This window comes from Actinoplanes sandaracinus (assembly GCF_030009775.1).
Classification (GTDB): domain Bacteria; phylum Actinomycetota; class Actinomycetes; order Mycobacteriales; family Micromonosporaceae; genus Actinoplanes; species Actinoplanes sandaracinus.
Genome location: NZ_JASCTH010000013.1, coordinates 244,753 through 271,116, shown reverse-complemented (window position 1 = coordinate 271,116; position 26,364 = coordinate 244,753). Strand labels below are relative to the sequence as shown.

Annotated in this window: 20 protein-coding genes and 1 riboswitch; of the genes, 9 read left to right on the top strand and 11 right to left on the bottom strand. The window is 71.9% G+C overall.

The window, feature by feature from the left end; translation table 11 throughout:
* Window positions 1-93 precede the first annotated feature (93 nt).
* Window positions 94-615, top strand: coding sequence for a hypothetical protein (locus tag QLQ12_RS21400; RefSeq protein WP_282762007.1), 522 nt, complete (start codon window positions 94-96; stop codon window positions 613-615).
* A 190-nt stretch (window positions 616-805) separates the two neighbouring features.
* Window positions 806-2,293 carry a glutamate--cysteine ligase family protein gene (locus QLQ12_RS21395; protein ID WP_282762006.1) on the top strand — a complete coding sequence of 496 codons (1,488 nt, stop codon included), beginning with the start codon at window positions 806-808 and terminating at the stop codon, window positions 2,291-2,293.
* Here the strand turns inward: QLQ12_RS21395 and QLQ12_RS21390 are convergent.
* The 6 genes from QLQ12_RS21390 to QLQ12_RS21365 form a co-directional block, all read right to left on the bottom strand.
* Entirely contained in the window at window positions 2,290-2,649 is a 360-nt protein-coding gene (locus tag QLQ12_RS21390) for a cobalamin biosynthesis protein (RefSeq protein ID WP_282762005.1), read from the bottom strand. The genes QLQ12_RS21395 and QLQ12_RS21390 overlap by 4 nt on opposite strands.
* Complete coding sequence (locus QLQ12_RS21385) at window positions 2,646-3,995, bottom strand: cobyrinate a,c-diamide synthase (RefSeq protein ID WP_282762004.1); 1,350 nt, start codon at window positions 3,993-3,995, stop codon at window positions 2,646-2,648. Before QLQ12_RS21385 ends, QLQ12_RS21390 begins: the two co-directional genes overlap by 4 nt.
* Window positions 3,989-4,588 carry a cob(I)yrinic acid a,c-diamide adenosyltransferase gene (gene cobO / locus QLQ12_RS21380; protein ID WP_282762003.1) on the bottom strand — a complete coding sequence of 200 codons (600 nt, stop codon included), beginning with the start codon at window positions 4,586-4,588 and terminating at the stop codon, window positions 3,989-3,991. Before cobO ends, QLQ12_RS21385 begins: the two co-directional genes overlap by 7 nt.
* Before the next feature lie 156 nt (window positions 4,589-4,744).
* Entirely contained in the window at window positions 4,745-7,003 is a 2,259-nt protein-coding gene (locus tag QLQ12_RS21375; RefSeq protein ID WP_282762002.1) for a VWA domain-containing protein, read from the bottom strand.
* A gap of 55 nt (window positions 7,004-7,058) precedes the next feature.
* Window positions 7,059-7,184: riboswitch (cobalamin riboswitch) on the bottom strand.
* Window positions 7,185-7,326: 142 nt separating this feature from the next.
* Complete coding sequence (locus QLQ12_RS21370; protein ID WP_282762001.1) at window positions 7,327-8,877, bottom strand: gluconokinase; 1,551 nt, start codon at window positions 8,875-8,877, stop codon at window positions 7,327-7,329.
* Between the two features lie 124 nt (window positions 8,878-9,001).
* The gene (locus QLQ12_RS21365) at window positions 9,002-10,285 is read right to left on the bottom strand and encodes a citrate synthase (RefSeq protein WP_282762000.1); all 1,284 of its coding nucleotides are present in this window, start codon (window positions 10,283-10,285) and stop codon (window positions 9,002-9,004) included.
* A 173-nt stretch (window positions 10,286-10,458) separates the two neighbouring features.
* Between QLQ12_RS21365 and QLQ12_RS21360 the strand changes: the two genes are divergently transcribed.
* Complete coding sequence (locus QLQ12_RS21360; protein ID WP_282761999.1) at window positions 10,459-11,265, top strand: universal stress protein; 807 nt, start codon at window positions 10,459-10,461, stop codon at window positions 11,263-11,265.
* A gap of 29 nt (window positions 11,266-11,294) precedes the next feature.
* Window positions 11,295-13,628, top strand: coding sequence for a putative bifunctional diguanylate cyclase/phosphodiesterase (locus QLQ12_RS21355; protein ID WP_282761998.1), 2,334 nt, complete (start codon window positions 11,295-11,297; stop codon window positions 13,626-13,628).
* Window positions 13,629-13,634: 6 nt separating this feature from the next.
* On the opposite strand, the gene QLQ12_RS21350 is transcribed toward QLQ12_RS21355, so the two are convergent.
* Complete coding sequence (locus QLQ12_RS21350; RefSeq protein WP_282761997.1) at window positions 13,635-14,258, bottom strand: hypothetical protein; 624 nt, start codon at window positions 14,256-14,258, stop codon at window positions 13,635-13,637.
* Between the two features lie 183 nt (window positions 14,259-14,441).
* On the opposite strand from QLQ12_RS21350, the gene QLQ12_RS21345 reads away from it, so the two are divergent.
* From QLQ12_RS21345 to QLQ12_RS21330, 4 genes are all read left to right on the top strand, one after another.
* Window positions 14,442-15,215 carry an exodeoxyribonuclease III gene (locus QLQ12_RS21345; protein WP_282761996.1) on the top strand — a complete coding sequence of 258 codons (774 nt, stop codon included), beginning with the start codon at window positions 14,442-14,444 and terminating at the stop codon, window positions 15,213-15,215.
* A gap of 64 nt (window positions 15,216-15,279) precedes the next feature.
* Complete coding sequence (locus tag QLQ12_RS21340; protein WP_282761995.1) at window positions 15,280-16,950, top strand: PP2C family protein-serine/threonine phosphatase; 1,671 nt, start codon at window positions 15,280-15,282, stop codon at window positions 16,948-16,950.
* Window positions 16,951-16,993: 43 nt separating this feature from the next.
* Window positions 16,994-18,037 (top strand): cobalamin B12-binding domain-containing protein, encoded by a 1,044-nt coding sequence (locus tag QLQ12_RS21335; protein WP_282761994.1) that lies wholly within the window; start codon window positions 16,994-16,996, stop codon window positions 18,035-18,037.
* Between the two features lie 842 nt (window positions 18,038-18,879).
* Window positions 18,880-19,122: a hypothetical protein gene (locus QLQ12_RS21330; RefSeq protein WP_282761992.1), complete on the top strand. Its 243-nt coding sequence runs from the start codon at window positions 18,880-18,882 to the stop codon at window positions 19,120-19,122.
* 151 nt (window positions 19,123-19,273) lie between these two features.
* On the opposite strand, the gene QLQ12_RS21325 is transcribed toward QLQ12_RS21330, so the two are convergent.
* The 4 genes from QLQ12_RS21325 to QLQ12_RS21310 form a co-directional block, all read right to left on the bottom strand.
* Window positions 19,274-20,032: a LamG-like jellyroll fold domain-containing protein gene (locus QLQ12_RS21325; protein WP_282761990.1), complete on the bottom strand. Its 759-nt coding sequence runs from the start codon at window positions 20,030-20,032 to the stop codon at window positions 19,274-19,276.
* Between the two features lie 86 nt (window positions 20,033-20,118).
* Window positions 20,119-20,505 (bottom strand): DUF6401 family natural product biosynthesis protein, encoded by a 387-nt coding sequence (locus QLQ12_RS21320; RefSeq protein ID WP_282761989.1) that lies wholly within the window; start codon window positions 20,503-20,505, stop codon window positions 20,119-20,121.
* Between the two features lie 138 nt (window positions 20,506-20,643).
* Window positions 20,644-24,564 (bottom strand): ATP-dependent RNA helicase HrpA, encoded by a 3,921-nt coding sequence (gene hrpA / locus QLQ12_RS21315; protein WP_282761988.1) that lies wholly within the window; start codon window positions 24,562-24,564, stop codon window positions 20,644-20,646.
* A gap of 98 nt (window positions 24,565-24,662) precedes the next feature.
* A complete protein-coding gene (locus QLQ12_RS21310) occupies window positions 24,663-25,751 on the bottom strand; it encodes an LCP family protein (protein ID WP_282761987.1) in 1,089 nt (362 codons plus the stop codon).
* Between the two features lie 238 nt (window positions 25,752-25,989).
* Here QLQ12_RS21310 and QLQ12_RS21305 point away from each other — a divergent pair, with 238 nt between their 5' ends.
* Window positions 25,990-26,364 (top strand): response regulator, encoded by a 375-nt coding sequence (locus QLQ12_RS21305; RefSeq protein WP_282761986.1) that lies wholly within the window; start codon window positions 25,990-25,992, stop codon window positions 26,362-26,364.

The window sequence follows — 26,364 nt, the reverse complement described above, 5'->3', positions numbered from 1 at the left end:
GGTAGCAGGCGGTATGCAGTGAAGTGTCATTCACTCACGGTGCTGAGGCGCGTTCTCTCCGTAGCATTGAAGCACTTCCAGGAGGTGACCCCCATGGACGACACCGAACTGCACCGCGAGCGGATCCTCCGGCACGTGAGCCCCATCATCACCGGCCGCTTTCTCGGCTTTCAGACGTCGTACACCCGTGAGGTGCGCATCGGCCGTCCGGTCGCCATCACGGTCTTCCTGCTCGCCGGCCTGGCCCAGCTGATCGGCGGGATCCTGCGGATGAGACCGGCCCGGCGCACCTTGAAGGAGCTGCGCAAAGGCCCGGAGTTCCTGGTCACGCCGGTGCGCCTGCGCGATGATCTGGGGCAGACCTACGAGATCGAGATGCACGGCCAGCTGCCGCAGTCGGCGCTGCACCGCGGCGATCTGATCCAGGTCCGCACCGAACCGCAGGCCGATCCCACGCTGCCGGTCCGGCTGATGCAGGTGGTCAATCTGACGACCATGCAGCCGCTCACGCCGCGCATTCCGACGCAGTGGTCACACATGGGCCCGGCGCTGCTTCTGCAGGCCGTGCTCGGGGTCGCGATCTTCGGTGTGGTGCTGGCCGCCTGGTTCGGCTGACCGGCGGAATGGATCACGGCCGGACCGGGTACGGACACCGCCCATGACAGCTCCGTTGGACAGCTGGCGAGAATGGACGGTCGGCACCGGGCGCACCGCCATCGACAACCGTCATCATATGGCCGAGGGGACGGCGGCTACGGCGCCGCGCGATCCCTTCCGTGTCTGACGGCTCGAAAGGTGGTGCGCGGTGGGCGAGAAAGTCGACCAGACCAATTTCACCCGCGAGGACCGGACCCGATACCGGCAGAAGATCCGGCGTAGTCTCGACGTGTTCGCGACGATGTTGCGCGAGGCACGCTTCGAGTTCGAACGGCCGCTGACCGGCATGGAGATCGAGCTCAACCTGATCGACGACCACGCCGATCCGGCGATGCGCAACGCAGAGGTGCTGGGCGCGATCGCCGATCCCGACTTCCAGACGGAACTCGGCCAGTTCAACATCGAGATCAACCTGCCACCGCGCCGGCTGGCCGGTGACGACTTCGCCGAGCTGGAACGCGGTCTGCGGGCCAGCCTGAACCAGGCGGAGCGCCGGGCCCGGGCGGCCGGCGCGCACATGGTGACGATCGGCATCCTGCCGACGCTGCGGCGTGAACACCTCACCGGCGAGGCGCTCACCGTGAACCCCCGCTACCAGTTGCTCAACGAGCAGATCTTCGCGGCCCGGGGTGAGGACCTGGACATCCGCATCGACGGGGTGGACCGGCTGGCGGTCACCACCGACACCATCGCGCCGGAGGCGGCGTGCACCAGCACCCAGTTCCACCTGCAGGTGAGCCCGGCACAGTTCGCCGCGTACTGGAACGCCTCCCAGATCACCGCCGGCATCCAGGTCGCGCTGGGCGCGAACTCGCCGCTGCTGTTCGGCCGCGAGCTCTGGCGGGAGACCCGGATCCCGCTGTTCGAGCAGGCCACCGACACCCGGTCGGAGGAGATCAGAGCCCAGGGGGTACGCCCGCGCGTCTGGTTCGGCGAACGCTGGATCACCAGCGTCTTCGACCTGTTCGAGGAGAACGTCCGCTACTTCCCGGCGCTGCTGCCGATCTGCGACATGCACGATCCGGCCGAGATCCTGGAACGTGGCGAGATCCCGGAACTCAGCGAGCTGCGCCTGCACAACGGCACGGTGTACCGGTGGAACCGCCCGATCTACGCGGTCGTCAACGGGCGGCCGCATCTGCGGGTGGAGAACCGGGTGATGCCAGCCGGGCCGACGGTCGCCGACACCATCGCCAACGCGGCCTTCTACTACGGGCTGGCGCGCACGATCGCCGAGGCGGAACGGCCCCTGTGGACACAGATGAGCTTCAAGGCGGCCGAGGAGAACTTCCACAACTGTGCCCGGCACGGCATCGACGCGACCGTGTTCTGGCCCGGCCACGGCACCCTGCCGGTGACCGAACTGGTGCTGCGGTGGCTGCTTCCCCAGGCCGCGGCCGGCCTCGATCTGTGGGGTGTCTCGCCCGCCCAGCGTGACCGGCTGCTCGGCATCATCGAGCAACGGTGCCTGCGGCACCGCAACGGCGCCTCATGGCAGGTGGAGACGCTGCACGGGCTGGAGGCGCAGGGACACGACAGGCAGCGTGCCCTGCACGAGATGCTGCGCCGCTACCTGCCGCTGATGCACGAGAACATCCCGGTGCACGAGTGGCCGGGCGGCAAGAAGGCGGGCTAGGCGACGGCGACCGCGACGGTCACCCCGGCGCGCACCTGTTTGGGAAGGATGAGGACCGCACCCGGGCCGGCCGCCAGCAGCGCGGCCGCCTCGGCGACGCTCGGGGTGCCGACCGCGGCGGCGGCCGCCCGCCCCGGGTTCGGCACGGTCACGGCGGCGAGGTCCGCCGCCGGGAAACCGGCCAGCCGCCAGCCGTGCTCCTCGGCCAGGGCCCGAACCCGCTCCTCGGCGGCCCGCCGGTCCAGGGTCGCCAGCACGCCGACCTGGCCGGGCCGGATCCCCGCCCCGGCCAGGGCGGCGCGCACCGGGCCGCTCAGCGCCGCGCCGGACCGCGCCCCGATCCCGACCGCGATCACCGGGCCGCGGCCGTCACCAGGTCACGTGCCAGGCCGGGACGGCCCGCCCAGTGCAGGTGCAGGTACGAAGCGTGCAGCGTCGGCGTGGCGAAGCCCTCCGGATCGGCGCCCCGCCAGGCCCAGGCCGCTCCCCCGGCCGGCGACAGCAGCAGACCCGACCGCGGGTGCACGGCGGTGCGGTGGAACTCGTGCCCGGTCACCCGGGTGCCGGCCGCGCCGAGCGGGCTGTCCGTCAGGGCCACCGCGTCGCGGTACCCGAGAGTCAGCGTGGAAGTCATCGCCGCGTCCGCGTCCAGCACCCCGCACATCGGCGCGTCGTCCAGGGTCCGGCACAGCCAGAGCAGGCCGGCGCACTCGGCGGAGATCACCCCGCCGGCCGCGGCGAACCGCTTGACCGCCGAGCGCAGGGGCGCGTTCGCGGACAGCGCCGACGCGTACACCTCGGGGAAGCCGCCACCGACGACGATCGCCCGGGTGCCCTCCGGCAGGGCCTCGTCGTGCAGCGGGTCGAATCCGGCCACCGTCGCTCCCGCTCCGGCCAGCAGCTCGGTCGTCTCCGCGTACGAGAAGGAGAATGCCGGACCGCCGGCGACCGCGACCACCGGAGCACCCGGCACCGGGTCGGCGCCGGCGGGGTCCCAGGCCTCGACGGACAGCGGGGGCGCGGACCGGGCCACCGCGGCGACCGCGTCCAGGTCGACCGACGCCCCGATCAGCTCCGCCATGGCGTCCACCGAGGCCAGCGCCTCGGCGCGGCGTTCCGCCGCCGGAACCAGCCCGAGGTGCCGCGACGGCGCCGCGACCGCGTCGGCGCGCCGCAACGCGCCCAGCACCGGCGTGCCGACCTCCTCACACGCGTCCCGCAGAATCTGCTCGTGGCGGTCCGACCCGACCCGGTTGAGGATCACCCCGGCCAGCCGCACCGTGCCGAAGCTGCGGAACCCGTGCACCAGCGCGGCCACCGAGCGGCCCTGCGCTGCCGCGTCGACGACCAGGATCACCGGCGCGTCCAGCAGGTTCGCCACCTGCGCCGTCGAACCGGTCTCGCCGGCGCCGGTCCGTCCGTCGTAGAGACCCATCACGCCTTCGACGATCGCCAGGTCGGCGCCGTGCGAGCCGTGCGCGAACAGCGGCCCGATCCGCTGTTCGCCGACCATCACGGGGTCGAGGTTGCGCCCCGGCCGTCCGGCGGCGAGCGCGTGATAGCCCGGATCGATGTAGTCCGGGCCGACCTTAAACGGCGCCACCCGCAGCCCGCGCCGCGCGAACGCCGCCAGCAGCCCCGTCGCCACGGTCGTCTTGCCGTGCCCGCTCGCCGGGGCCGCGATGACCAGCCGGTTCACCATTCGATGCCCTGCTGCCCCTTGCGTCCCGCGTCCATCGGGTGCTTCACCTTGGTCATCTCGGTGACCAGGTCGGCCGCGGCGATCAGGTCCGGATGCGCGTCCCGCCCGGTGATCACCACGTGCTGCGTGCCCGGCCGGTTCGCCAGCGTCTCGATCACGTCGGCGACGTCCACCCAGCCCCATTTCATCGGATAGGTGAACTCGTCCAGCACGTAGAACCGGTAACTCTCCGCGGCCAGGTCCCGCTTGATCTGCGCCCAGCCCTCCGCGGCCTCGGCCGCGTGGTCGCGCTCGGAGCCGGCCCGCTGGATCCAGGACCAGCCCTCACCCATCTTGTTCCAGGTCACCGGCGTCTGGCCGAGGCTGCCGAGCGCCTTCAGCGCGGTCTCCTCGCCGACCTTCCACTTCTCCGACTTGACGAACTGGAACACGCCGATCGGCCACCCCGCGCTCCACGCGCGCAGCGCCATGCCGAACGCCGCCGTCGACTTGCCCTTGCCCGGCCCCGTGTGCACCGCGAACACCGCCTGCCGCCGCCGCTGCCGCGTCGTCAGCCCGTCGTCGGGCACGCTGGTCACTTTCCCTTGCGGCACAGTTCCTCCCCAGTCACTTCAAAACCCTCATCGTGTACGTCTCCCGCCTGTACAACCGCGATCTTGTTGATCCCCGGCGCGCCGTCATCGTGGAACTCCACAAGATCGAGCTGGCGAACGCAGCGGAGAGCTGGCTGTCGGAGGGGGTTGCGGCGGTTAGGCAGCGCGGCGGTAGGCGCGGTCGGACGGGGGCGCCGGCGCGGCCGCACCCGATGCGGGCGGCTGGCGGCGCAGCACCGTGGCGGCCTCGAGCTGGTCGAGGGGCATGACGTCGGCGCCCAGGGCGGCGGCCAGTTTGCGGGCCAGGCCCAGCCGGATCGGGCCGGACTCGCAGTCGACGACCACACCGGCCACCCCGGACAGAGCCGTGACCAGGCGCATCGGGTCCGGGCCACTGGTCGCGCGGCCGTCGGTGACCAGCACCAGCAGCGGACGGCGGCGCGGGTCACGGCGGCGCTCGGTGGCGATCGTGGCGGCGGCGGCCCGCAGGCCGGCCGCGAGCGGAGTCCGCCCGCCGGTCCGCAGCGCGGCCAGCCGCTGCACCCCGACCTCATGGCTGGAGGTCGGCGGCAGCACCACGTCGGCGTCGCTCCCCCGGAACGTGATCATGCCGATCCGGTCGCGCCGCTGGTAGGCGTCCCGCAGCAGCGACAGCACCGCGGTCTTGACCAGGGTCATCCGCTTGCGCGCGGCCATCGATCCGGACGCGTCCACGACGAAGAGCACGAGGTTGGCCTCCCGCCCCACATGAACCGACTCCCGCAGGTCGCGCGGCAGCACCCGGATCCCCAGCCCCGGCCCGGCCTGGCCGAGGGCGGTGTGGCCGAAAGCGGTCCGGTCGAAAGCGGCGCCGTCGAAAGCGGTCCCGTCGAAAGCGGTCCGGTCGGGAGCGGCGCTTTCGAAGGCGGATCGGTCGAGGGCGGCACGGAGGGTGGCGAACAGGTGCGGGGCGCCGGAGAGTTTGCCCCGCGGGACGCGGCTGCCGACGACGCGGCCCCGGCGGGCGTAGGCCGGGGAACGGCGGCCGGCGTGACCGCCCTCGCCGCGGGCCGAGATGCGCAGCGTGCGGGTGCGATAGGCGGAACCGGCGGCGGCGATCGCCCCGGCCCGCCGCGGCTCACCGGACGGAGCGTCACTGTCAGCCGTGGACGGCTCCGCGGCGCTGGGCGGGGAGGTGCTCTGGTCCCCACCGCTGAGGGGGGAGTCCGCCCCGGACGGCCCGCCGCCGTCGTGCGGGCCGTCGTCGCGCGGACCGCCGCCTCCGCCGCCCGGGCCACCGTCGCCGGGATCCGGGTCGGGATCGCCGTCGCCCGGGTCCGGGTCGGGGTCGTCGCCGGAGGCTTCCTGGCGGTCGGCCTCGGCCTGGCGGTCCTGTTCAGCCTGGCGGTCCTGTTCGGCCTGGCGTTCGGCCTCGGCGAGGGCTTCTTCGAGTTTCTCCTCGTCGGTGCCGGGCGGGTCGAGGGGGTCGGTGCGGCGGCGGTGCGGCAGGGCGAGCCGGGCCGCGTCGCGGATGTCGGCGGCGGTGACCCGGTCGCGGCCGTGCCAGGCGGCCAGGGCGACGGCGCAGCGGGCCACCACGATGTCGGCGCGCATGCCGTCGACGCCGTAGGCGAGGCAGACCCGGGCGATCCGGTCGAGTTCGGCGTCGGGCAGTGCGACCGACGGCAGGACGGCACGGGCGGCGGCGATGCGGGCCGCGTACTCCCGCTCGTCATCGAGGAAGCGGGCGGCGAACCCGGCGGGGTCGGCCTCGTAGGCGAGGCGCCGCCGGACCACCTCGGCCCGCTGCGTGGCGTCGCGGGGCGCCGCGACCGTCACGACCAGACCGAACCGGTCGACGAGCTGGGGGCGGGGTTCGCCCTCCTCCGGGTTCATGGTGCCGACCAGCAGGAACCGGGCGGCGTGCTTGACCGAGACGCCGTCACGCTCGACGTGGGCGCGGCCCATCGCGGCCGCGTCCAGCAGCAGGTCGACGAGGTGGTCGGGGAGCAGGTTGACCTCGTCGACGTAGAGGACCCCGCGGTGGGCGGCGGCGAGCAGGCCCGGCTCGTAGGCCTTCACGCCGTCGCTGAGGGCGCGCTGCAGGTCGAGGGTGCCGACGACCCGGTCCTCGGTGGCGCCGACCGGCAGCTCGACCAGGCTGGCCGGCCGCGCCCCCGACGGGCCGCCGGGAGTGTGCGGGCCGTCCGGGCAGCCGGGGTCGGGCGCCGCCGGGTCACAGGCGAACCGGCAGCCGTGCACGACGGTGACCGGGGGCAGCAGGGCGGCCAGGGCACGCACGACGGTGCTCTTGGCGGTGCCTTTCTCACCCCGCACGAGGACCCCGCCGACGGCCGGTGAGACCGAGGTGAGCAGCAGAGCCAGGCGCAGGTCATCGAGGCCTACCACGGCCGAGAACGGGTACGGAGTCGTCACCAGGATCCCTTCCGGCGGGTGTCCACGCCCGCTCGACGGTTGACGCGAGCGGCCGGAGTCTCCTGACTCCCGGATCGACGTCTCCCGCCCGCCTTCCGGCTCGAAAGCCGTGGCCTGGTTTTCAGCGGGTCGCTCCCCGGTCACAGTGGCGGGACCGTCCCGGACTCACACCGGGTTCCTCCGCGACCGCTCGCCGGTCACTCTTCCCGACGGCCCGGCCACCCGTCAACGCGGGGTCGTCACCGTCACGGCAGGACCCGTCCGGCGACCTCCCGCGCGACGGCGGCGGTCCCGGGGGCGGCGCCCACGGCCGGCCGGGACGATCAGCTGTCGACGGCCTTCTCGGTCGCGGGCAGCGGCTCGGGGGCGAGCCGGTCGAGCTCGGCGACCACGTCGAGGACGGCGAGGGCCGACTTCTCGACCAGTGGCCGCAGCCGGCGGTACAGGTCGGCCGCTTCCGGGTCGGGGCGCGTGGGCCGGCCGGTCGCCACCAGGGCGGCGGCCTGGTCCAGGTCGGGCAGTTCGCCGAGGGCGTGCCGGGCGAGCAGGCAGGCGCCGAGCGCGGTGCCCTCCGGCACCTCGGCGACGGTGACCGGCAGGTCCAGGGCGGAGGCCAGGATGCTGATCCACAGCGAGGAGGCGGCCGCCCCGCCGGTGGCGCGGATCTCGGTGAGCGGGGCGCCCTCGGCGTCGAACGAGTCGCGGACCAGGGCGAGCTGCTGGCAGACGCCTTCGACCGCGGCCCGGACCAGGTGCGGCCGTCCGTGTTCGCGGCGCAACCCGATGTAGGCGCCGCGCAGGCCGGGTCGCCACCAGGGGGCCCGCTCGCCGAGCAGGTAGGGCAGACAGAGCAGGCCCTCGCTGCCGGCGATGACCGCGGCGGCCTCCTCCAGGAGCTTGGCGTCGCGGTCGTCGGCGTCCTCGCCGTCGCCGCCGGGCGCCATCGTCTGGCCGGCCCAGCGGACGACCGAGCCGGCGTTGTTGACCGCGCCGCCGATCACCCAGCGGTCCTCGGTGAGGGCGTAGCAGAAGAGCCGGCCGTCGTCGTCCACGGTGGGGCCGCCGACGACGGTACGCAGCGCGCCGCTGGTGCCGAGCGAGACCGCCCCGATGCCGGGGGCGGTGGCGCCGACCCCGAGGTTGGCGAGCGGGCCGTCGGCGGCGCCGATGATCAGCGGGGTGTCCGGGGGCAGCCCGGCCGCCGTGGCGACGTCCGGGCCGAGCCGGAGCGCCTGGGTGGTGGGTACGACCTCGGCGAGCTGCTCCGGCCGTACCCCGGCGATCTGTAAGGCCTCGTCGTCCCACCGCCGTGCGTGGATGTCGTAGAGGCCCGTGCCCGAGGCGACCGACAGGTCGACGAGGAAGGGCCCGCCGGCCAGCGCCGCGACGATCAGCTCCTTGACCCCGCCCCAGCGGGGCGTGTCACGCAGCATGGCCGGGTCGTCCTGCGCCCACCAGGCCAGTTTGGTCAGCGGGGACATCGGGTGGACCGGCGTGCCGGTGCGACCCTGCAGCTCCTTGGCCCGGCCGTCGGCCACGATCCGCTCGCACTGGGCGGCGGACCGGTTGTCGGCCCAGGTGATCACCGGCCCGAGCGGCTGCCCGGCGGCGTCCATCGGGACGAGCGCGTGCAGGAACGAGCTGAGGCTGACCGCGATCACCCGGTCGCCGCGTTCCCGGCAGGCGGCGGCCACGTCGGTGAGCGCGGTGACCGCGGCGGCGGCCAGCTGGGTGGAGTCGAGTTCGGCACGGCCGGAACCGGGCACCGACAACGGGTAGTGGACGCTGGTCAGGGCGCGGATCTCGCCGTCCGGGCCGGCGGCGACCCCCTTGGTCGAGGTGGTCCCGGTGTCGATTCCGATCACGACGTCCATGTGTGTCCTCCGCGGCCGAGCCTGTGTGTGCGAGCCTCTCATGCCCGGCGGCGCGTCCCGCCTACCCCGCGAACGCGGAACGCCCCGCCGGACGTGACCGGCGGGGCGTTCGCAGGGAGAACCGTCAGCGCTGGTCCATCGGCACGAAGTCGCGGACCGGCGAGCCGGTGTAGATCTGCCGCGGGCGGCCGATCTTGTTGCCGGGGTCGGTCATCATCTCGCGGTACTGCGCGATCCAGCCGGGAAGCCGGCCGATCGCGAAGAGCACCGTGAACATCTTCGTCGGGAACCCCATGGCCTTGTAGATCAGGCCGGTGTAGAAGTCGACGTTCGGGTACAGCTTGCGGGAGATGAAGTACTCGTCGGAGAGGGCGATCTCCTCGAGCTTGAAGGCGATCTCCAGCAGCGGGTCCGGCTTCTCCAGGGTGTTGAGCATCTCCTGGGCGGCCTTCTTCACGATGGCGGCGCGCGGGTCGTAGTTCTTGTAGACCCGGTGGCCGAAGCCCATCAGCTTGACGCCTTTTTCCTTGTTCTTCACCCGGGTGACGAACGAGTTGACGTCTCCGCCGTCCTTGCGGATCTGCTCCAGCATCTCGAGCACCGCCGCGTTGGCGCCGCCGTGAAGCGGGCCGGAGAGCGCGCCGATGCCGGCCGAGATCGAGGCGAACAGGTTCGCCTGCGAGGAGCCGACCAGCCGCACCGACGACGTGGAGCAGTTCTGCTCGTGGTCGGCGTGCAGGATGAACAGCATGTCCAGGATCTTGGCGACCTTGGGGTCCACGTCGTAGTTGACGGTCGGCAGGCCGAACGTCAGGCGCAGGAAGTTCTCGACGTAGTCCAGCGAGTTGTCCGGGTACGGCAGCGGGTGGCCGATGGACTTCTTGTAGGCGTACGCCGCGATGGTCGGAAGTTTCGCCATCAGGCGGATGGCGGAGATGTCGACCTGCTCGGAGTCGAGCGGGTCGAGCGCGTCCTGGTAGAACGTCGACAACGCGGTGACCGCCGAGGACAGCACCGCCATCGGGTGCGCGTCACGCGGGAAGCCCGAGAAGAACGTCCGCATCTCCTCCTGCAGGAGCGTGTGCACGCGGATGTTGTCGGCGAACTCGCGCAGCTGGGCGGCGGTCGGCAGCTCCCCGTTCATCAGCAGGTAAGACACCTCAAGGAAGGTGCTCTTCTCCGCCAGCTGCTCGATCGGGTAGCCACGGTAACGCAGAATGCCCTGGTCACCGTCGATGTAAGTGATCGCCGAGGTGGTCGACGCGGTGTTCACGAAACCCTGGTCCAGGGTGACGTAACCGGTCTCCTTCAGCAGAGCACTGACGTCGATGCCGCCCGGACCGTCGACGGCCTTCTTGACCGCCATCGACAATTGACCACCGGGGTGGTCGAGCTTGACATCCGTCATGTATTTCCCTCACTTCACCGGCAGATGTCCCAAAGATTTTGCCGTTCACCGTAAACCCTCAACCTGAATGGGTCATCAGGCGGCCACCGGTTGAGGCATTGGTCACCAGTACGTATCGGTCATTGCACCATAGACAATGGTCGGTATATTGCGACGCTGTTACGGGAGGGCCCATGCAGATCCCGCCTGAAGGACCCGTCGTCGTCGGGATCGGCCGCACCCCGGCCGACGCGGCCGCGGTCCGGCTCGCCGCCCGGGAGGCCGTCTCCCGCGGCCGGATGTTGCAGGTGGTACACGCTTTCACCTGGCACGGCGACACCGGTTACCCCCCGGCCCGCCGGCTCGCCTCACACGCCGTGCAGGAGGCGGTCGCCACCGCCCAGCGTTGCACACCCGGCGTCGACGCGCGGGGCCAAATCGTGGATGGCCCTCCGGAGAGGGTCCTGCTGCGCCTGAGCAGGCGCGCCGTCCTGCTGGTGGTGGGCGGGCCGCTGACCGAGGTGCTCGCCCGGGCCTGGTGCCCGGTGGCGGTGACCCGCGCGCACCACACCCCGTCCGGCCCGGTGCTGGCCGCCGTGGACGGCTCGCCCGGCTCACTGCCGGCCCTGCGGTTCGCGGCGGAGACGGCGGCCCGCCGGGGCGGGCCGGTGCACGTGGTGCACGTGGTCACCGGCGGGCCGGGGGCCGACGGCGACCGAGTGCTCGACGAGGCGCTGTCGTGCCTCGGGGGCACGCCCGCCGTGTGCCGCCGGATCCTGGCCGGCGATCCGGCGTCGGCCCTGGTCAACGCCTCACGCCGGGCGGGTCTGCTGGCGCTGGGACCACGGGCCACCGCCCCGGCCGGGCGGCTCGGGACGGTCGCCGAGGAGGTGTTGCGGCGGTCCGCGTGCCCGGCTGTCGTGGTGCACGGCCGCCGATCGGCAGGTTTCAGGAAGCCCGGTGACGACACGCCCGTATTGCTACCGTTGGCCCATACATAGGTCTTCGGGCTGTACGGGAGGAATGCCCGGTGCGATCCGTACTCCCGCCCGGATTCGCCCGCCGCCAATGGCAGGTCATCGCCGTCGGCGGCATCATCGCCACCGCGCTGTACGCCTCGTTCCTGACGTCGCCGGTCGGCACGGCCGCGTTCGGCGTCCTGGGCACCTGGACGGTCGTGGCCTGCTTCGCGGGCCCCCGGCGCTGGGCCGCCGAGCCTCCCGCCGCCTGGCTGATGATGGGCGCCGCCGCGCTGCTCTTCATGATCGGCGTGATCATCCGGCCGACGGTCACCGAACAGCCGATGCCGTGGCCACTGCTCGCCGACGCCGTAAGTTTCAGCGGTTACCTATTGCTCGGTGCGTTCCTGCTGATCCTGCTGCGGCAGCGCGGCGGCCTGGACCGGCACGCGGTGCTGGACGGGATGATCGTCTGCCTGTCGGCCGGTCTGGCCAGCACCCTGCTGCTGGCCCTCCCGGCGGCGGCCACCCCGGACCGGGACTCGCTGCTCTCGATCATCCAGGGCCTGTACCCGCTGTTCGACGTGATGATGCTGCTGCTGTTGATGAATCTCACGTTCACCGCCAAGCACTGGCCCGTCAGCCTGATCGCCCTGATCGCCACGATGTCGATGATGCTCGCCGGCGACCTGGCCTACGCGATCGTCGGCGCCAACGGCCAGATCTACGCGTCGCCGCTGCTCAACGTGCCGTACCTGCTGGCGTACACGGCGCTGGGGGTGGCCGCCCTGCACCCGTCCGTGGTGGACATGGGCCGCGCCGACAAGCTGCCCGCCCAAGCCTGGTCCTGGCCGCGCCTGACGCTGCTGCTGCCGGCCCTGGCCGTGCCGTTCGGGCTGCTGCTGACCACCGGCACCCGGTCGGCGGCCAGCCGCCTGCTGATCGCGGTGTGCGGCACGCTGATCGTCGCGTTGCTGCTGGTCCGAGCCATCGCCGCGGTCCGTGCCCAGGTCGCCGCCCAGTTACGGTCGGAACACCAGGCCACCCACGACCCGCTCACCGGGCTGCCCAACCGGCAGTCCATCTCGGCCGAGATCGAACGCCTGGTCACCGTGGTCGACCCGGAGAGCCACAACCGGGTCTGGGTCTACATGCTCGACCTGGACGGCTTCAAATGGGTCAACGACTCGTGGGGCCACGACACCGGCGACCAACTCGTGATCGACGCGGGACGGCGGCTGCGGACCGCGGTGCCGTCCGCCATCCCGGTCGCCCGGGTCGGCGGCGACGAGTTCCTGCTCGCCTACGTCGGCGAGAAGGGCGACGCGCTGCGCCTGGTCGACGACATCCGCGGCTGCTTCGCGCAGCCCTTCCCGGTCCGCGACCACGAGGTGGTGATCAGCGCGTCGATCGGCATCGCGCACGCCGAGTCCGACGCGGTCAACGCCGGGGTCACCGCGGAGGCGCTGATGCGTGACGCCGACACCGCCATGTACCGAGCCAAGGGCGAGGGCCCCGGCCGGTCCACCATCTTCGACACCAGCATGCACACCCAGGTCCGGGAGCGCATCGAGCTGGAGGTGGCGCTGCGCCAGGCCCTCACCGAGGACCAGTTGCACGTCGCGTACCAGCCGATCGTCCGGCTGGAGACCGGGATCCCGGTCGGCGCCGAGGCTCTGGTCCGGTGGATGCACCCGGAGCGCGGGCCCATCCCGCCGATGGCCTTCATCCCGATCGCCGAGGACGCCGGCCTGATCACCGAGATCGGCACCTGGGTCCGCAAGGAGGCGCTGCGGCAGCTCGGCGTGTGGCGCTCGGAGGGCACCGTCGGCGACGAGTTCTACCTGTCGATCAACGTGTCGCCACGCCAGCTGAGCGACCCGGAGCTGCCGCTGATCGTCTCCGGGGAGATGGTCCGCTACGGTGTGCCGCCGCACTGCGTGGCCCTGGAGATGACCGAGTCGGTGATGGTGGACGGCTCCAGCGTCACCTCCCGGGTCCTCTTCGAGCTGCGCGAGATCGGGGTGAAACTGCTGGTCGACGACTTCGGCACGGGGTTCTCGGCGCTCGGCTACCTGCGCCGCTTCCCGGTCACCGGCGTCAAGATCGACCGCTCGTTCGTGACCGGCCTCGGGGTCAACATCGAGGACGACGAGATCGTCCGTGCCGTGGTGGCGATGAGTCACGCCCTCGGGCTGTCGGTCATCGCCGAAGGGGTGGAGACGCCGTTGCAGCGGGAGGCGCTGCACGTGGTCGGGGTCGTCAACGGGCAGGGCTGGCTGTGGGGCGCCGCGGTGAAGCCCGAGGAGTTCGCCGAGCGGTGGCGCGAGACGATGACGCGTGTCCCGAACGGGATCCCTGAGATCGTGGCGAACCCGTCGGGCCGGCACCGCCGGCCCGACTGAGGTCCGTCAGGCCTGTCCGCGGCGCTCCGGCAGGCTGCCCCGGTGCGCGAAGCCGGTACGGCGCTCCTCCCGCCGGTACGGGGCGTCGTCCCGGGGGAACTCGTACATCCAGAACGACTGGGCGTCCAGCCGGGTCGGCTGGGTCCGGCCGGCGGCCCGGCTGAGGATCATCGCGATCATCCGGGGCAGTTGGTGCCGCTCCTCGTTGTACGAACAGATGTCGAAGAACACGTTGCCCTTGACCTCACCGATCGGGGCGTACATGGCCCGTTGCAGGGCGACGAACACACCCCGCCCCCGCTGACCGAGCGCGGAGCCCGCGAAGAGGCAGTAGTAGAGCCGTTTCTGCTCGTACAGGTCGGGCCAGTGGTACTGGAAGTAGTCCGCCGAGATCAGCGGGACCGCCTCCAGGTCGTTGGTCAGCGTGCCCATGCCGACCACCCCGCCGTCGTCGTCCAGCGCCACGTACTTGCCTATCCGCCGGTCGGCCATCACCGCGTCGAACTCGCTGCGGTACATCAGGTGCCGGTTGACCGCGAGCACCCGCAGGTCGTTGAAGCAGTCCGAATAGAAGTCCCACGCCTCGTCCAGCATCTCCGCCGGAAGTTCCGGCATCAACTCCACACGCATGTCGTCGCCCCCTCTCGATGACAAACCTTCCAGGGACCCTGGCGTGATGGGGGCAACTCCGGCATTATTCGCCGCGGATAGCTCGTGCAAGGGGGGCTCATGACCTGGCTCGTCGCACTCCTGCTGACCCTCACGGTGGGCCTCGCCGCCGCGCTGCTCGCCGCGACCAGGTAGAACGTGCGTATGCGCTTCGCCACCTGGAACGTCAACTCGGTCAAGGCCCGGCTGCCCCGTCTGCTGGACTGGCTCGACGGCACCGCGCCCGACGTCGTCTGCCTGCAGGAGACCAAGGTCGCCGAGGACGCCTTCCCGGCCAAGGAGGTCGCCGAGCTGGGATATGAGACCGCGGCGTACGGCCAGGGCCGCTGGAACGGTGTGGCCGTGCTCTCCCGGATCGGTCTCGACGACGTGCGCCGCGGCTTCCCGGGCGAACCCGGCTATCCCGACCCGGAGGCACGGGCGGTCAGCGCCCGCTGCGGCGGCATCCGGTTCATGTCCGTCTACGTGCCGAACGGCCGCACACCGGAGGACCCGCACTACACCTACAAGTTACGGTGGCTGGCCGCCCTCCGCGACGCCCTGGTCCCCGACCTCGCCGCCGGCCCGCTGGTGGTGGCCGGCGACTACAACGTGGCGCCCACCGACGCCGACGTGTGGGACGTCACCCTCTTCGCCGCCTCCACCCATGTCACCGCGCCCGAGCGGGAGGCGCTCGCCGCCATCCGCGAGATCGGGCTGGCCGACGTGCCGGCCCGCCCGCTCAAGGGCGACCACCCGTTCACCTACTGGGACTACCGCGCGGGCATGTTCCACCAGAACAAGGGCATGCGGATCGACCTCGTCTACGCCGGCGCCGACGTGACCGCCCGCGTGTCCGACGCGTATGTGGACCGCGAGGCCCGCAAGGGCAAAGGGCCCTCCGACCACGCCCCGATCGTGGTTGATCTGACTGACTGACGGGGCGACCACGTAGGCTGGTGTCGATCCTGTGAGCTCAGCGGGGAGAGAAGGGGAGGCAGCGATGACAGCATCCACACCGGCGATCGGCACGGCGCCGGCTCCCGCTCCGGCCCTGCTCCACGCCGTCCTCGAGGCCGCTTCCGAGGCGATGCTGCTGTGCACCACGGCCGACGACGTCGTCGTGCTGGCCAACGCGGCGGCCCGGCGTCTCATGCCCGGGGCGCACCCCGGCCGGCAGGCCGGCACGCCCCTGCCCGAGAGCGCCGACTCCTTCCATGCCGAGCATGAGGGGCGGCAGCTCTACGGCATGCGCCGCGATCTGGGCGACGGCCACTACGCCTGGTTCCTGCAGGACCACACCGCCGAGCGGGAGCGGACAGCCGCGCTCGAGGTCGAGCGCTCCCGGACGGCGTTCCTGGCCGAGGCGGGGCGGCGGCTCTCCGCCTCGCTGCACGTGCGGCGCTGCGTCCGGACCACCGTGGAGCTGGCGTCGGCGCACCTCGCCGACGCCGCCGTGGTGGTCCTGCCGGCGCACCGCCGGCAGAGCACCTGGACCCGTCTGCTGCCCGGCCTGGCCGTGGAGGAGGGCACCCTGCGCGAGCCGAAACTCGCCGAGGTCCCCGGTCTGGCCGAGGCGCTCGGCGGTTTCCCCCCGATCCCGAGCCGCTGGCTCGACCCGTCTCAGGCGCCCGAGTGGCTGGTGCCGGCCGGCTTCGGCCCGGTCGGCGCGCTGCTGGTGGTCCCGCTGCCCGGCAACGCCGAGCCGGCCGGCGCGCTCATCCTGATTCGCCGCGGTCCGGACAGCGGGTTCTCCCGCGAGGACGAGGTGCTCGCCCGGGTCTTCGCGGCCCGCGCGGGCGCGGCGATCTCCGCCGCCGTGCTCTACCGCGAACAGGTCGACACCACCGCGGTCCTGCAGGCCGGCCTGCTGCCGCCCGAGCTGCCCGAGCCGGACGGGTTCGAGCTGGCCGGCTCCTACCAGGCCGCCCGGGACACTGTGCGGATCGGCGGCGACTTCTACGACGTCTTCGGTCCCGCCGGCTCCAGCACCGACACCGTGATCGCCCTCGGCGACGTCTGCGGCACCGGCCCCGAGGCCGCGGTCCTGACCGGCAAGATCCGCCAGACGCTGCGGGCGCTGCGCCTGGTCGAGGCCGGCCCGGAAGCCATGCTCAAGGTCCTCAACGAGGCGCTGCTCCAGTCCGGGCGCCCGCCCCGCTTCGTGACCATGGTGCTCGGCTCGGTGAACCGCATCGACCACGGCCGGGTCCGGATCGAGCTGGCCTCCGGCGGGCATCCGGCGCCGCTGGTGCTGCGCAGCGACGGCACCGTCGAGGAGGTGCCGACCAGCGGCACCCTCATCGGCGTCCTGCCGCACACGGTGGTGCGGCCCGCCACCGTCGAACTCGCCCCCGGTGAACTGTGCCTGCTCTACAGCGACGGGCTCACCGAGGCGCGCGGCGGCCCGGCCGCCACCGAACAGTACGGCGAGGCTCGCCTGCGGCAGGCCCTCGCGACCTGCGGCGGCATGCCCGGCGCGGCGGCTCTGGAGCGCATCCGCCAGCTCGTCTCCGACTGGGTGCGCGGCGGCCAGTCCGACGACATCGCGATGCTCGCGGTGCGGGCGCCGGACCGCACCCCGTTGAGCCTGCGCGGTGGCGGCGCGCCCACCCCGTCGCCCTACGTCGTCGCCGCCCGCCGCGGCGACCGCCGCCCCCGGAACCGCTCATGACGGCCCGCGGCGTCGCCGCCTCTTCGGCGCCGCGGCGGCCGTGATGGCACCCGCCTCCACCATCACGCCGATCGGCCCGGACGTCGCCGACCGCTACCTGAGCCTGGTCGGCGACGGCGACGAGCAGGGCGCCACCGCGCTGGTCGCCGCCCTGCTCGACAACGACGTCCCCGCCCAGCGGATCATCGTCGACCTGATCGCCCTCACCCAGCGGCGCGTCGGCGAGCTGTGGGCCGCGAACGAGTGGTCGGTCGCCCGTGAGCACGCCGCCACCGCGGTCGGCGAACGCGCCCTCGCCGCGGTGGCCGTCCGCACCACCACCGCGCCGTCTCGCGGCCGCATCGCCCTGGCCTGCGTCGACGGCGAGTGGCACGGTCTGCCGGCCCGCATGCTGGCCGAGTTGCTGCGCCTCGACGGCTGGCGGGTCGACTATCTGGGCGCCAGCGTCCCCGGCCGGCACCTGATCACGCACCTGCACCAGACCGGCCCCGACGCGGTCGCCCTGAGTTGCATGATCCCGACCCGCCTGCCCCGCGCCCACGCCGCCATCACCGCCTGCCGCGCCGCCGGCGTCCCGGTGATCGCCGGCGGGCGCGGCTTCGGCCCCGGCGGGCGCTACGCCGAACGCCTCGGCGCCCAGGCGTGGGCCGCCACCGGCGAGGAGGCCGTCGCCCGGCTGTCCACCGACTGGCCGCCGCGCCACGTCATCGACCTCGCGATGCCCGACGACGAATTCTTCCTCGGCGACGAGGAGTACACCCACCTGGTCCGCAGCCGCCCGCAGCTCATCGCGACCGCGCTGGAGCGCCTCCCCGCCGCCTATCCGGGCGCCCACCACTACGACGAGGCCCAGCTGGAGGCCACCGCCGAAGACCTGGGCCACATCGCCGACTTCCTGGCCGCCGCCCTCTACGTCCACCAACAGCAGATCTTCACCGACTTCGTCGGCTGGACCTCGTCGGTCCTGCGGTCCCGCGGCGTTCCCCCGATCGCCCTGCGCATCGGCCTGGGCCTGGTCCGCGACCAGCTGATCGACTTTCCGGCCGCCACCGCCATGCTCGACGACGCCCTCGGCACGCTCGCCTGATCACACCGGCGGTGCCCGGCGTCCGCGCGCCGCTCACCCTGATGGCGAAACCCCTTCTCCGGTACGGGTGCGCCCGCCCCCCACCGCACCGGTGGTGTCCCCGGGCTCCCACCGCGATGCCCGCGGTGGTCCCGGCCGCAACGTGACCGCCGGGCTGACCTGGTGGTGCCGCACTCCCCCTGCCGCCGCACCGATGCGCGGCGCCGGGCTCCGCACACCGCCGCCGCGGCCCCACGTGTCGCGCTCACCCGCCACCAGCGGCACGCCGCGAATCCGGTACGACCGCTGACGATCGCGGGCGACTCAGGCCGTACCGATAAAGGGGTGGCAGGGGTGCGCGGCCCGCATTAGCCTGGGCCGCATGCTGTGATGCCTTAGCGACCCGCCGCCTGCCCGCCGCGCCGACCCGGTGCGGATTCGCAGGCCGCGCTATCTTCCGCACGCCGGTCCCGGCGAGAGCGGGCAGTCTCGCTCTCCCGTTGAGGATTCCGGCACGTCCGGGCAGGGTTCTCATGCCTGTCAGGGCTTTCGGTCGCGCTCACGGCACCTCCCACTCGCCGAGTCGGTTCGTCCACTCTCCGCGAGTCGAGTTCCCGTCGCCCGGCCGTCACCGCCGCGTTCGCTGATCCCGTCCAGGCAAGGGCCACGGACATCCGTTCTGAGGCAGGACCGCCACGGGCATCCACCTAGGACGGCCCGGCCACGGACTCCGCCCCCGGGCACGCCCGCGGACGGCGTCCCGCCGGTGGACTGGTCCGTGACGCGGCTCGGTTCCGCGCGTTCCGTGCTCGGCGCGCCCGTTCGTTCCCAGCTCCCCTGTGGAGCCGCAAGGAGGTCGCCATATGCCTGCCAAACCGTTCTCTGTGCACCTGAACCTCGACGAGATCGCCCAGCGGGAACTCGCCGCCGCCCTGCGCCAGGCCGACGAACCCGGTGAGTCCGGCGGCCGGCAGACAGACCAGGCCGCCGCGCACCACGGTGCCCGGGATTCCCGGCAGGCGGCCCGCGAGCGTTCCGGCCGCGATCATGCGGGCCGGGCGGGCAAAGCCGGCGGCGGTCGCTCCTACGCGTTCCGCCGCAGCTAGGCCCTGCCCGGCAGCGTTCCGCGGAAGCTGATCCGTCACCGGGATCGCCTGCACGTGCCCATCACCCGGCCGGCAGGGACGCGGCCGTTACCGCCGCAGACAGGGATGCCCGGCACCGGGAACGGTGCCGGGCAGGTCCGTCGTGCTCTGGTCAGCCGAGCTGGGCGTAGATGTCGTCGAGCTGCCCGTGGTACATGTCGCCGTCCTTCGCCAGGTTGGGCCCGCCGATGCGCAGCGGCATGGCGTTGTCGACCGCGGCGGTGGCCGGCAGGGTGGTCCGGGCGCCGGGCACGCCGTCGACGGACAGGGCGAGGGTGGTGCCGGTGCGCTCGCAGACGATGCGGTGCCAGCCGCCGTCGGCGACGGGCTTCGCGGACAGGACCGAGAAGGTCTGGCCGGTGCCGCGGGCGACGAGCACGCACTGGGCACGGCCGGTCCGGCCGCCGATCTGCATCTTCCACTGGCTACCGGTGTTGGCGACGCCCTTCTGCATGACGTTGGCGTTGCCGCTGAGCTGGGTTCGGTTGATCCGTACGCTCGCCGCCCACTTGAAGTTGCGGAGGCCGGGGTCGAGGTCGACGTCGTCGGGTGCTTCCAGGAGCGCTTTGGCGCAGGTGGTCGCGGTGGCCGCGCAGATTCCGGGGAAGGAGGCGAAGCGGCCGGCGCCTTCGGTGGTGAACGCGATCTGGCCGTTGGCGCTGCCGCGGACGGTGAGGGCGGCGCCGCGCCCGGAGAGTTCGGAGATCTTGCCGGCGGTCGCGCCGCCGTCGAAGTTGTAGCGGGCGACCAGGGCCGGGCCGGTGGGCTCGACGGCGGTGGGGGCGACGACGGGAATGGCCGCGGTCGCGGGGGCGCCGAGCAGGGGCAGGGTGATCAGTACGGTCAGGGCTGAGAGCCTGGAGATCCTCATGAGAAGAAGATGCCCTAAAGGGCGTTTTGGGGGAGAAACAGCCGCAAAATGTAGATCGTTCGAGGGTCCGTGACGAAAGAGACCCCTCAGAGCAGGCCCTCCGACTCGGCGATCTGGCAGACCGCGACCAGGCGCAGCAGCGGGAATCCGGCGGCCAGCCACTCGGCGGGCGTCATCGGCGCGAACCCGGGCTCCGGCAGCGGCCGGCCGGCCCGGACGGCCCCGGCCGCGATCGACCGCGCGTACGCCGCCAGGCCCTCGGCGTCGGCGAACCGGCCGGCGCCGCGCAGCGCCTCACGGATCGCCGCGGCGTGCTGGTCGATCCGGGCCAGCAGAGCCGGCTCGGCGAACGCGGCGGCGAGGCCGTCGACTCCCACCCGGGCCATCATGTCGTCGAGGTAGGCGCCGGCCGGACGGGCGGCGGAGACAGCGGCGGCGATCGGGGCGGCGAAGGTGAGGTTCTCGTTCGTCATGCCGAGAAACCTAATGGGCGCCGGACGGCCACGACAGAGGCGTGACCGAACAGCACCGAGGGCGCACCGACCTGCAACTTTGCGGCCTTCCGCGGATCGGGCAGGCGCGTCGCCCGCCCGGTCCACGGTGGGTGGACGCTAGATCGGCAGGGCGTCCATCGCCTTGTAGACGCGCTTGTCGGAGACCGGATAGGCGGTTCCGAGAGCCTGCGCGAAATAGTTGATCCGCAGCTCCTCGATCATCCAGCGGATCTCCCGCAGCCCTTCTTCGGCCGGCCCGTTGGCCGGGGCCGACGCGCGCAGTTCGCGGTACTCCGACTCGATCTCGTGAATCGCGGTGGTGAGCTGGCGGTCACGCGCCAGGCTGCCACCGAGCCGGTCCAGGCGGTGGACGATGCCGCGCAGATAGCGGGGCATCTGATGGATCTGCCGCCACCCGGCCTCGGTCACGAAGCCGGGATGCACCAGGCCCTTGAGCTGCTGCCGGATGTCGGACAGCGCGGGCAGCAGCGACGGGTCGCGCGACGACTTGAGTCGCTGCTCGACGTCGTACGCCGTGGCCAGCACCGCCCGCACCTGGGTGACCAGGTTGGCCACCGCGTCGACCAGGTCCTGCCGGACGGTGTCGCGCAGTGACGCGAACTCGACCGACGACCACACCGGTCCCCCGGCCTCGGCGACGAGCCGGTCGATCGCCGCGCCCGCGCAGTCGTCGAGCAGGTCGGCGATCGATTTGTACGGGTTCCCCCGCGACAGTTCCAGCTTGGCCCGGTTGTCGAGCCGCCCCTGCAGGAACCGCGCCGCCGGCGGCAGCGTGAGCAGCAGCAGTCGCCGGGTGCCGGCGATCATCGCGACCCGTTGGGAGGCCTCGTCCTCGAACACCCGGATGGCCACGCTGTCGCCCTCGTCGACCAGCGCCGGCCAGACGTTGACCTCGTACCCGCCGCGCACCTGGGCGACCCGCCGTGGCAGCGCCCCGAAGTCGTTGGCGGTGATGCCGCGCCGTTCCAGGTTTCCGGCGGCGCGGGAGATGGTCGCCTGCACCTTGGGGGCGAGCTGCCGCCGCAGCACCTCGAGGTCGCGCCCCTCGGCCAGGGTCTCGCCGGCCTCGTCGACGATCCGGAAGTTCATCCGCAGGTGGTCGGGCACCTGGTCGGGCCGCCACGCGTCGCGGGGCACGATGGTCCCGGTGAGCCGCCGCAGCTCGCCGCCGATGGCGTCGGGAAGTGGCCCCCGCCGGGCCGGGACCCGGTCGAGGACGGCGTCGGCCCAGTCCGGCACCGGCACGAAGCTGGTGCGCAGATGCTTGGGCAGGGCCCGGATCAGCGCGATCACCACGTCCCTGCGGAAGCCGGGCACCGACCAGCCGAAGTCGTCGCCGTCGATCTTGTTGATCAGGTCGAGCGGGACCCGCACGGTGACACCGTCGGCCGGCGAGTTCGGCTCGAACGAGTACGACAGCGGCAGCCTGACGCCGCCGGCCACCATCCACGCGTCCGGGAACCCGTTGGGGTCGATCGCGTCCCGGCCGGCGTTGACGACGTCTTCACGGGTGAAGGTGAGCAGGTCGGGCGACTCGACGCGGGCTTTCTTCCACCAGCCGTCGAAGTGGCGGGCGGAGACCACCTCCGCCGGGATCCGGGCGTCGTAGAGCGCGTACACCGTCTCGTCGTCGACGGCGATGTCCCGCCGCCGGGCCCGGTTCTCGATCTCGGTGATCTTCTCCAGCAGCCGGCGGTTCTCGGCGTAGAACTTGTGGTGCGTCTCCCAGTCGCCCTCGACCAGCGCGTGCTGGATGAAGAGCTGCCGGGAGACGACCGGGTCGATCCGCCCGTAACCGATGCGGCGCCGTGGCACGATCGGCAGTCCGTAGAGGGTCACCTTCTCGTACGCCATGACGGCGCCCATCTTGGCGTCCCAGTGCGGCTCGCTGTAACTGTGTTTGACCAGGTGCGGGGCGAGTTTCTCGGCCCACTCGGGCTCGATCCGGGCGTTCACCCGGCCCCACAGCCGGCTGGTCTCGACCAACTCGGCGGACATCACCCAGCGTGGCTGGCGCTTGAACAGCGCCGACCCCGGGAAGATCGCGAACTTGGCGCCGCGGGCGCCGATGTACTCCCGCTTCTCCTGGTCCTTCATGCCGATGTGGCTGAGAAGACCCGAGAGCATGGCCGTGTGCACCGGTTGCGCCGCGACTCCCGCTTCCCAGTCCTCCTTGAGGGAGAGACCGAGGGTACGGGCGACCTGCCGCAGTTGTGAGTAGATGTCCTGCCACTCACGGACCCGCAGGTAGTTCAGGAACTCGGCACGGCACAGCCGGCGGAACTGGTTGCCGGACAGCTCCTGTTGCTTCTCCCGCAGGTAGCGCCACAGGTTGAGGTAGCTGAAGAAGTCCGATTCCTTGTCGGTGAACCGGGCGTGCCTCTCGTCGGCCTGCTGCTGTTTCTCGGCGGGGCGTTCGCGCGGGTCCTGGATCGACAGGGCCGCCGCGATCACCATGACCTCGGCGGCGCACTCCTGCCGGTCTCCTTCGATCACCATGCGGGCGAGCCGGGGGTCGACCGGGAGCTGGGCGAGTTGCCGGCCCATCGGGGTGAGCTTGCGGTCGTCGAGGGCGCCGAGCTCTTCCAGGAGCTTGACGCCGTCGGTGATGTTGCGCCGGTCCGGCGGGTCGATGAACGGGAATTTCTGCAGGTCGCCGAGCCCGAGATTGGTCATCTGCAGGATGACGGAGGCGAGGTTGGTCCGCAGGATCTCCGGCTCGGTGAACTCGGTCCGTTGCTCGAAGTCCTCCTCCGAGTACAGCCGGATGCAGATGCCGTCGGACGTCCGCCCGCACCGGCCCTTGCGCTGGTTGGCGCTGGCCTGCGAGACCGGTTCGATGGGCAGGCGCTGCACCTTGAGTCGGTGGCTGTAACGGCTGATCCGGGCCGTGCCGGGGTCGATGACGTATCTGATGCCCGGCACCGTCAGCGAGGTCTCGGCGACGTTGGTGGCGAGCACGATCCGCCGCTCGCTGTGCCGCTCGAACACCCGGTGCTGTTCGGCGGCGGAGAGGCGGCCGTAGAGCGGGACGACCTCGGTGCCGCGCAGGTCCTTCTTGTTGAGGGCGTCGGCGGTGTCCCGGATCTCCCGCTCCCCGGAGAGGAAGACCAGGATGTCGCCGTCGCGGGGAAGCTCGTCGACGGCGGCCGCGATGCCGTCGATCTGGTCGATCGGCTCCTCCCGGATCTCGTCGTCGTCGATCACCGTGGTGGTCAGCAGTGGCCGGTAGCGCACCTCGACCGGATAGGTGCGCCCGGACACCTCGATGACCGGCGCCGGTTCGCCGGCGGCGTCGGCGAAGTGCTGGGCGAAGCGCTCGGTCTCGATGGTCGCGGACGTGATGATCAGCTTGAGGTCGGGCCGTTTCGGCAGCAGCTCGCGCAGGTAGCCCAGGATGAAGTCGATGTTGAGGCTGCGCTCGTGCGCCTCGTCGATGATCAGCGTGTCGTACCGGTACAGCATCCGGTCGGTCTGGATCTCGGCCAGCAGGATGCCGTCGGTCATCACCTTGATCATGGTGTCGTCACCGGACTGGTCGGTGAACCGCACCTTGTAACCCACGGTCGACCCGAGCGGCCGGTCGAGCTCCTCGGCGATGCGCTCGGCCACGGTGCGCGCCGCGATCCGCCGCGGCTGGGTGTGCCCGATCTGGCCGCGGATCCCCCGCCCCAGTTCCAGACAGATCTTCGGGATCTGGGTGGTCTTGCCGGACCCGGTCTCACCGGCGACCACGACCACCTGGTGGTCCCGGATCGCCGCGGCGATGTCGTCCTTGCGGCCGCTGACCGGCAGGCCCTGCGGGTACGTGATCCGGGGCAGCGAGGCGATCCGGCTCTCCAGCCGCAGCCGCGCCTGCTCGACCTCGGCCGTGATCTCGGCGAGGGCGGCGGAGCGGGCGGCATCGTCGCGGATCCGCCGGGTTCCGTCGAGACGGCGCGCCAGGCGGCGCTGGTCGCGGGGCAACAACTCGGAAATGCGGGAACGCAGCTCGGTGGCGGCAGGCGATATCGACATGGCGGGAGCAAGAATAGGCGCAACCGGCCGGAAAAGCCTGGTGATTAACACCGCCCCCGGATGTGGTGCCCCCGCCGCGCCGGCGGGGCGCCCGCGGGTCAGCTACCCGGGGTCTTCTGCGGGTTGGCGGCGAGCCACTGGTCGATGGTGTCGTCCTTGAGCGCCGTGAACATCTCCGCCGACTTCTTCGCGTCGAGCTTCACCGCACTGCCGGCCGAGGTCTTCAGACTCGCCGAGGTGTAGGGCACGGTCGCGTACGAGATGGCCGCGGGTTTGATGTCCTTGACCGCGAAGGCGAGATCACGCAGATCGACGCTCTGGTCGACGGTCAGCGAGTCGGCTCCGATGCTGATCAGGCTGTCGAGTTCGAGCGGGTTGGTCAGCGTGCCGTTCGTCGACACCTTGGCGATGATCCCCTTGACGACGAGCTGCTGGTTGTACATCCGGCCGAAGTCGCCGCCGGGCACGTCGTACCGCTGGCGCATGAAGTCCTCGGCCGTGTCGCTGTCGAGGTCGTGGCAGCCCTTCGCCCAGACCCTCGTGGTGTGGGTGGAGCGCACGTCGTATGGCACGCAGACGTTGACCCCGCCCACCGCGCCGACCAGGTCGCGGATGCTGGCGAAGTTCGCGATCATCGCGCCGTCCAGGGGGACGCCGGTGAGCTGGCGCACCGTCTTGGCGGTCAGCGTGGCCCCGCCGAACGCGAAGGCCGCGTTGATCTTGTTCTTGCCGCCCTTCCAGGCGCCGCTCGCCGGCACGTCGACGTAACTGTCCCGCGGGATCGACACGATCGCGGCCTTGTCCCGGGTCTTCGCGATGTGCACCAGCATGATGGTGTCCGAGCGCTCGCCGATCGGGCTGGTCCCACCGGACTCGGTGGCCCGCGAGTCGGAGCCGAGCAGGAGCAGGTTCAGGGGGCCCGACTCCCAGTTGCGCTCGGTCTGCGCGATCTCCTCGGCCGGAGCCTCCGGCAGCAGGGCGGCGCGCTCGATCTTGCCCTCGTAACGGCTGTAGAGGAGGTAACCGCCGCCGGTCACACCTCCCGCGGTCACGAGCATCAGCACGGAGAGGACCAGAAGGGCCTTCTTCCAGCCGGGCATCGCCCGGAACCGTCCACTCCGGCGAGTCTTCTCCTTGTCCGCCGATTCCGCCATCGGCGTCCCGCCGCTGTCCAGCCCAGATTCCACCCCAACACCCTCATGGTCGTCTTGACAGTGGTCAAGACGAAGACATCGACCTTTCGGCCACCTTTGACATCCAACCGGGCCGATGTTCGATCGCGTCGCGGAAGCCACAAATAGCCATATCGCCGTCGATGTCCACATTCGAGGTGGTAATCCGGCGGAGTGCGCCACCGTTTCCCCACGGCGGGGTGACTCGGTATCCCAGTGGACGGGACGGGCGCGAGCGGAAACGAGGCCGACGGTGATCGTAGTTGCGGAAGACCACGAGGACATCCGGTACGTGCTCAAGCGTTCCCTGGAACGCGCCGGGCACCGGGTGGTGGCCGCCGCCGATGGGATGGCGGCTCTCCAGGCGATCCGGGAACACCGGCCCGACCTGGTCGTCACCGACGTCGACATGCCGCACATGACCGGCCTCGACCTGTGCCGGGCGATCCGGGCCGACGACTCGCTGCGGCACATCCCGGTGGTGGTGGCCAGCGGCTCGCTGATGCCCGGCGACAATCAGGCCGAGGCCGCGGGCGCCTCAGCGACCCTGCTCAAGCCGTTCGTGCCGGCGCAACTGCTGGCCCTGATCGCACAGCTGCTGCCGCCGAGGGTCGCCACCGAGGGCTGA

Bases quoted from the DNA above. Each gene is read 5' to 3' on its own strand.
- QLQ12_RS21400 (WP_282762007.1), top strand. From the start codon at position 94: ATGGACGACACCGAACTGCACCGCGAGCGGATCCTCCGGCACGTGAGC.
- QLQ12_RS21385 (WP_282762004.1), bottom strand. From the start codon at position 3,995: ATGGTGAACCGGCTGGTCATCGCGGCCCCGGCGAGCGGGCACGGCAAG.
- QLQ12_RS21370 (WP_282762001.1), bottom strand. From the start codon at position 8,877: ATGGACGTCGTGATCGGAATCGACACCGGGACCACCTCGACCAAGGGG.
- QLQ12_RS21365 (WP_282762000.1), bottom strand. From the start codon at position 10,285: ATGACGGATGTCAAGCTCGACCACCCCGGTGGTCAATTGTCGATGGCG.
- QLQ12_RS21360 (WP_282761999.1), top strand. From the start codon at position 10,459: ATGCAGATCCCGCCTGAAGGACCCGTCGTCGTCGGGATCGGCCGCACC.
- QLQ12_RS21350 (WP_282761997.1), bottom strand. From the start codon at position 14,258: ATGCGTGTGGAGTTGATGCCGGAACTTCCGGCGGAGATGCTGGACGAG.
- QLQ12_RS21345 (WP_282761996.1), top strand. From the start codon at position 14,442: ATGCGCTTCGCCACCTGGAACGTCAACTCGGTCAAGGCCCGGCTGCCC.
- QLQ12_RS21340 (WP_282761995.1), top strand. From the start codon at position 15,280: ATGACAGCATCCACACCGGCGATCGGCACGGCGCCGGCTCCCGCTCCG.
- QLQ12_RS21335 (WP_282761994.1), top strand. From the start codon at position 16,994: ATGGCACCCGCCTCCACCATCACGCCGATCGGCCCGGACGTCGCCGAC.
- QLQ12_RS21330 (WP_282761992.1), top strand. From the start codon at position 18,880: ATGCCTGCCAAACCGTTCTCTGTGCACCTGAACCTCGACGAGATCGCC.
- QLQ12_RS21325 (WP_282761990.1), bottom strand. From the start codon at position 20,032: ATGAGGATCTCCAGGCTCTCAGCCCTGACCGTACTGATCACCCTGCCC.
- QLQ12_RS21320 (WP_282761989.1), bottom strand. From the start codon at position 20,505: ATGACGAACGAGAACCTCACCTTCGCCGCCCCGATCGCCGCCGCTGTC.
- hrpA (WP_282761988.1), bottom strand. From the start codon at position 24,564: ATGTCGATATCGCCTGCCGCCACCGAGCTGCGTTCCCGCATTTCCGAG.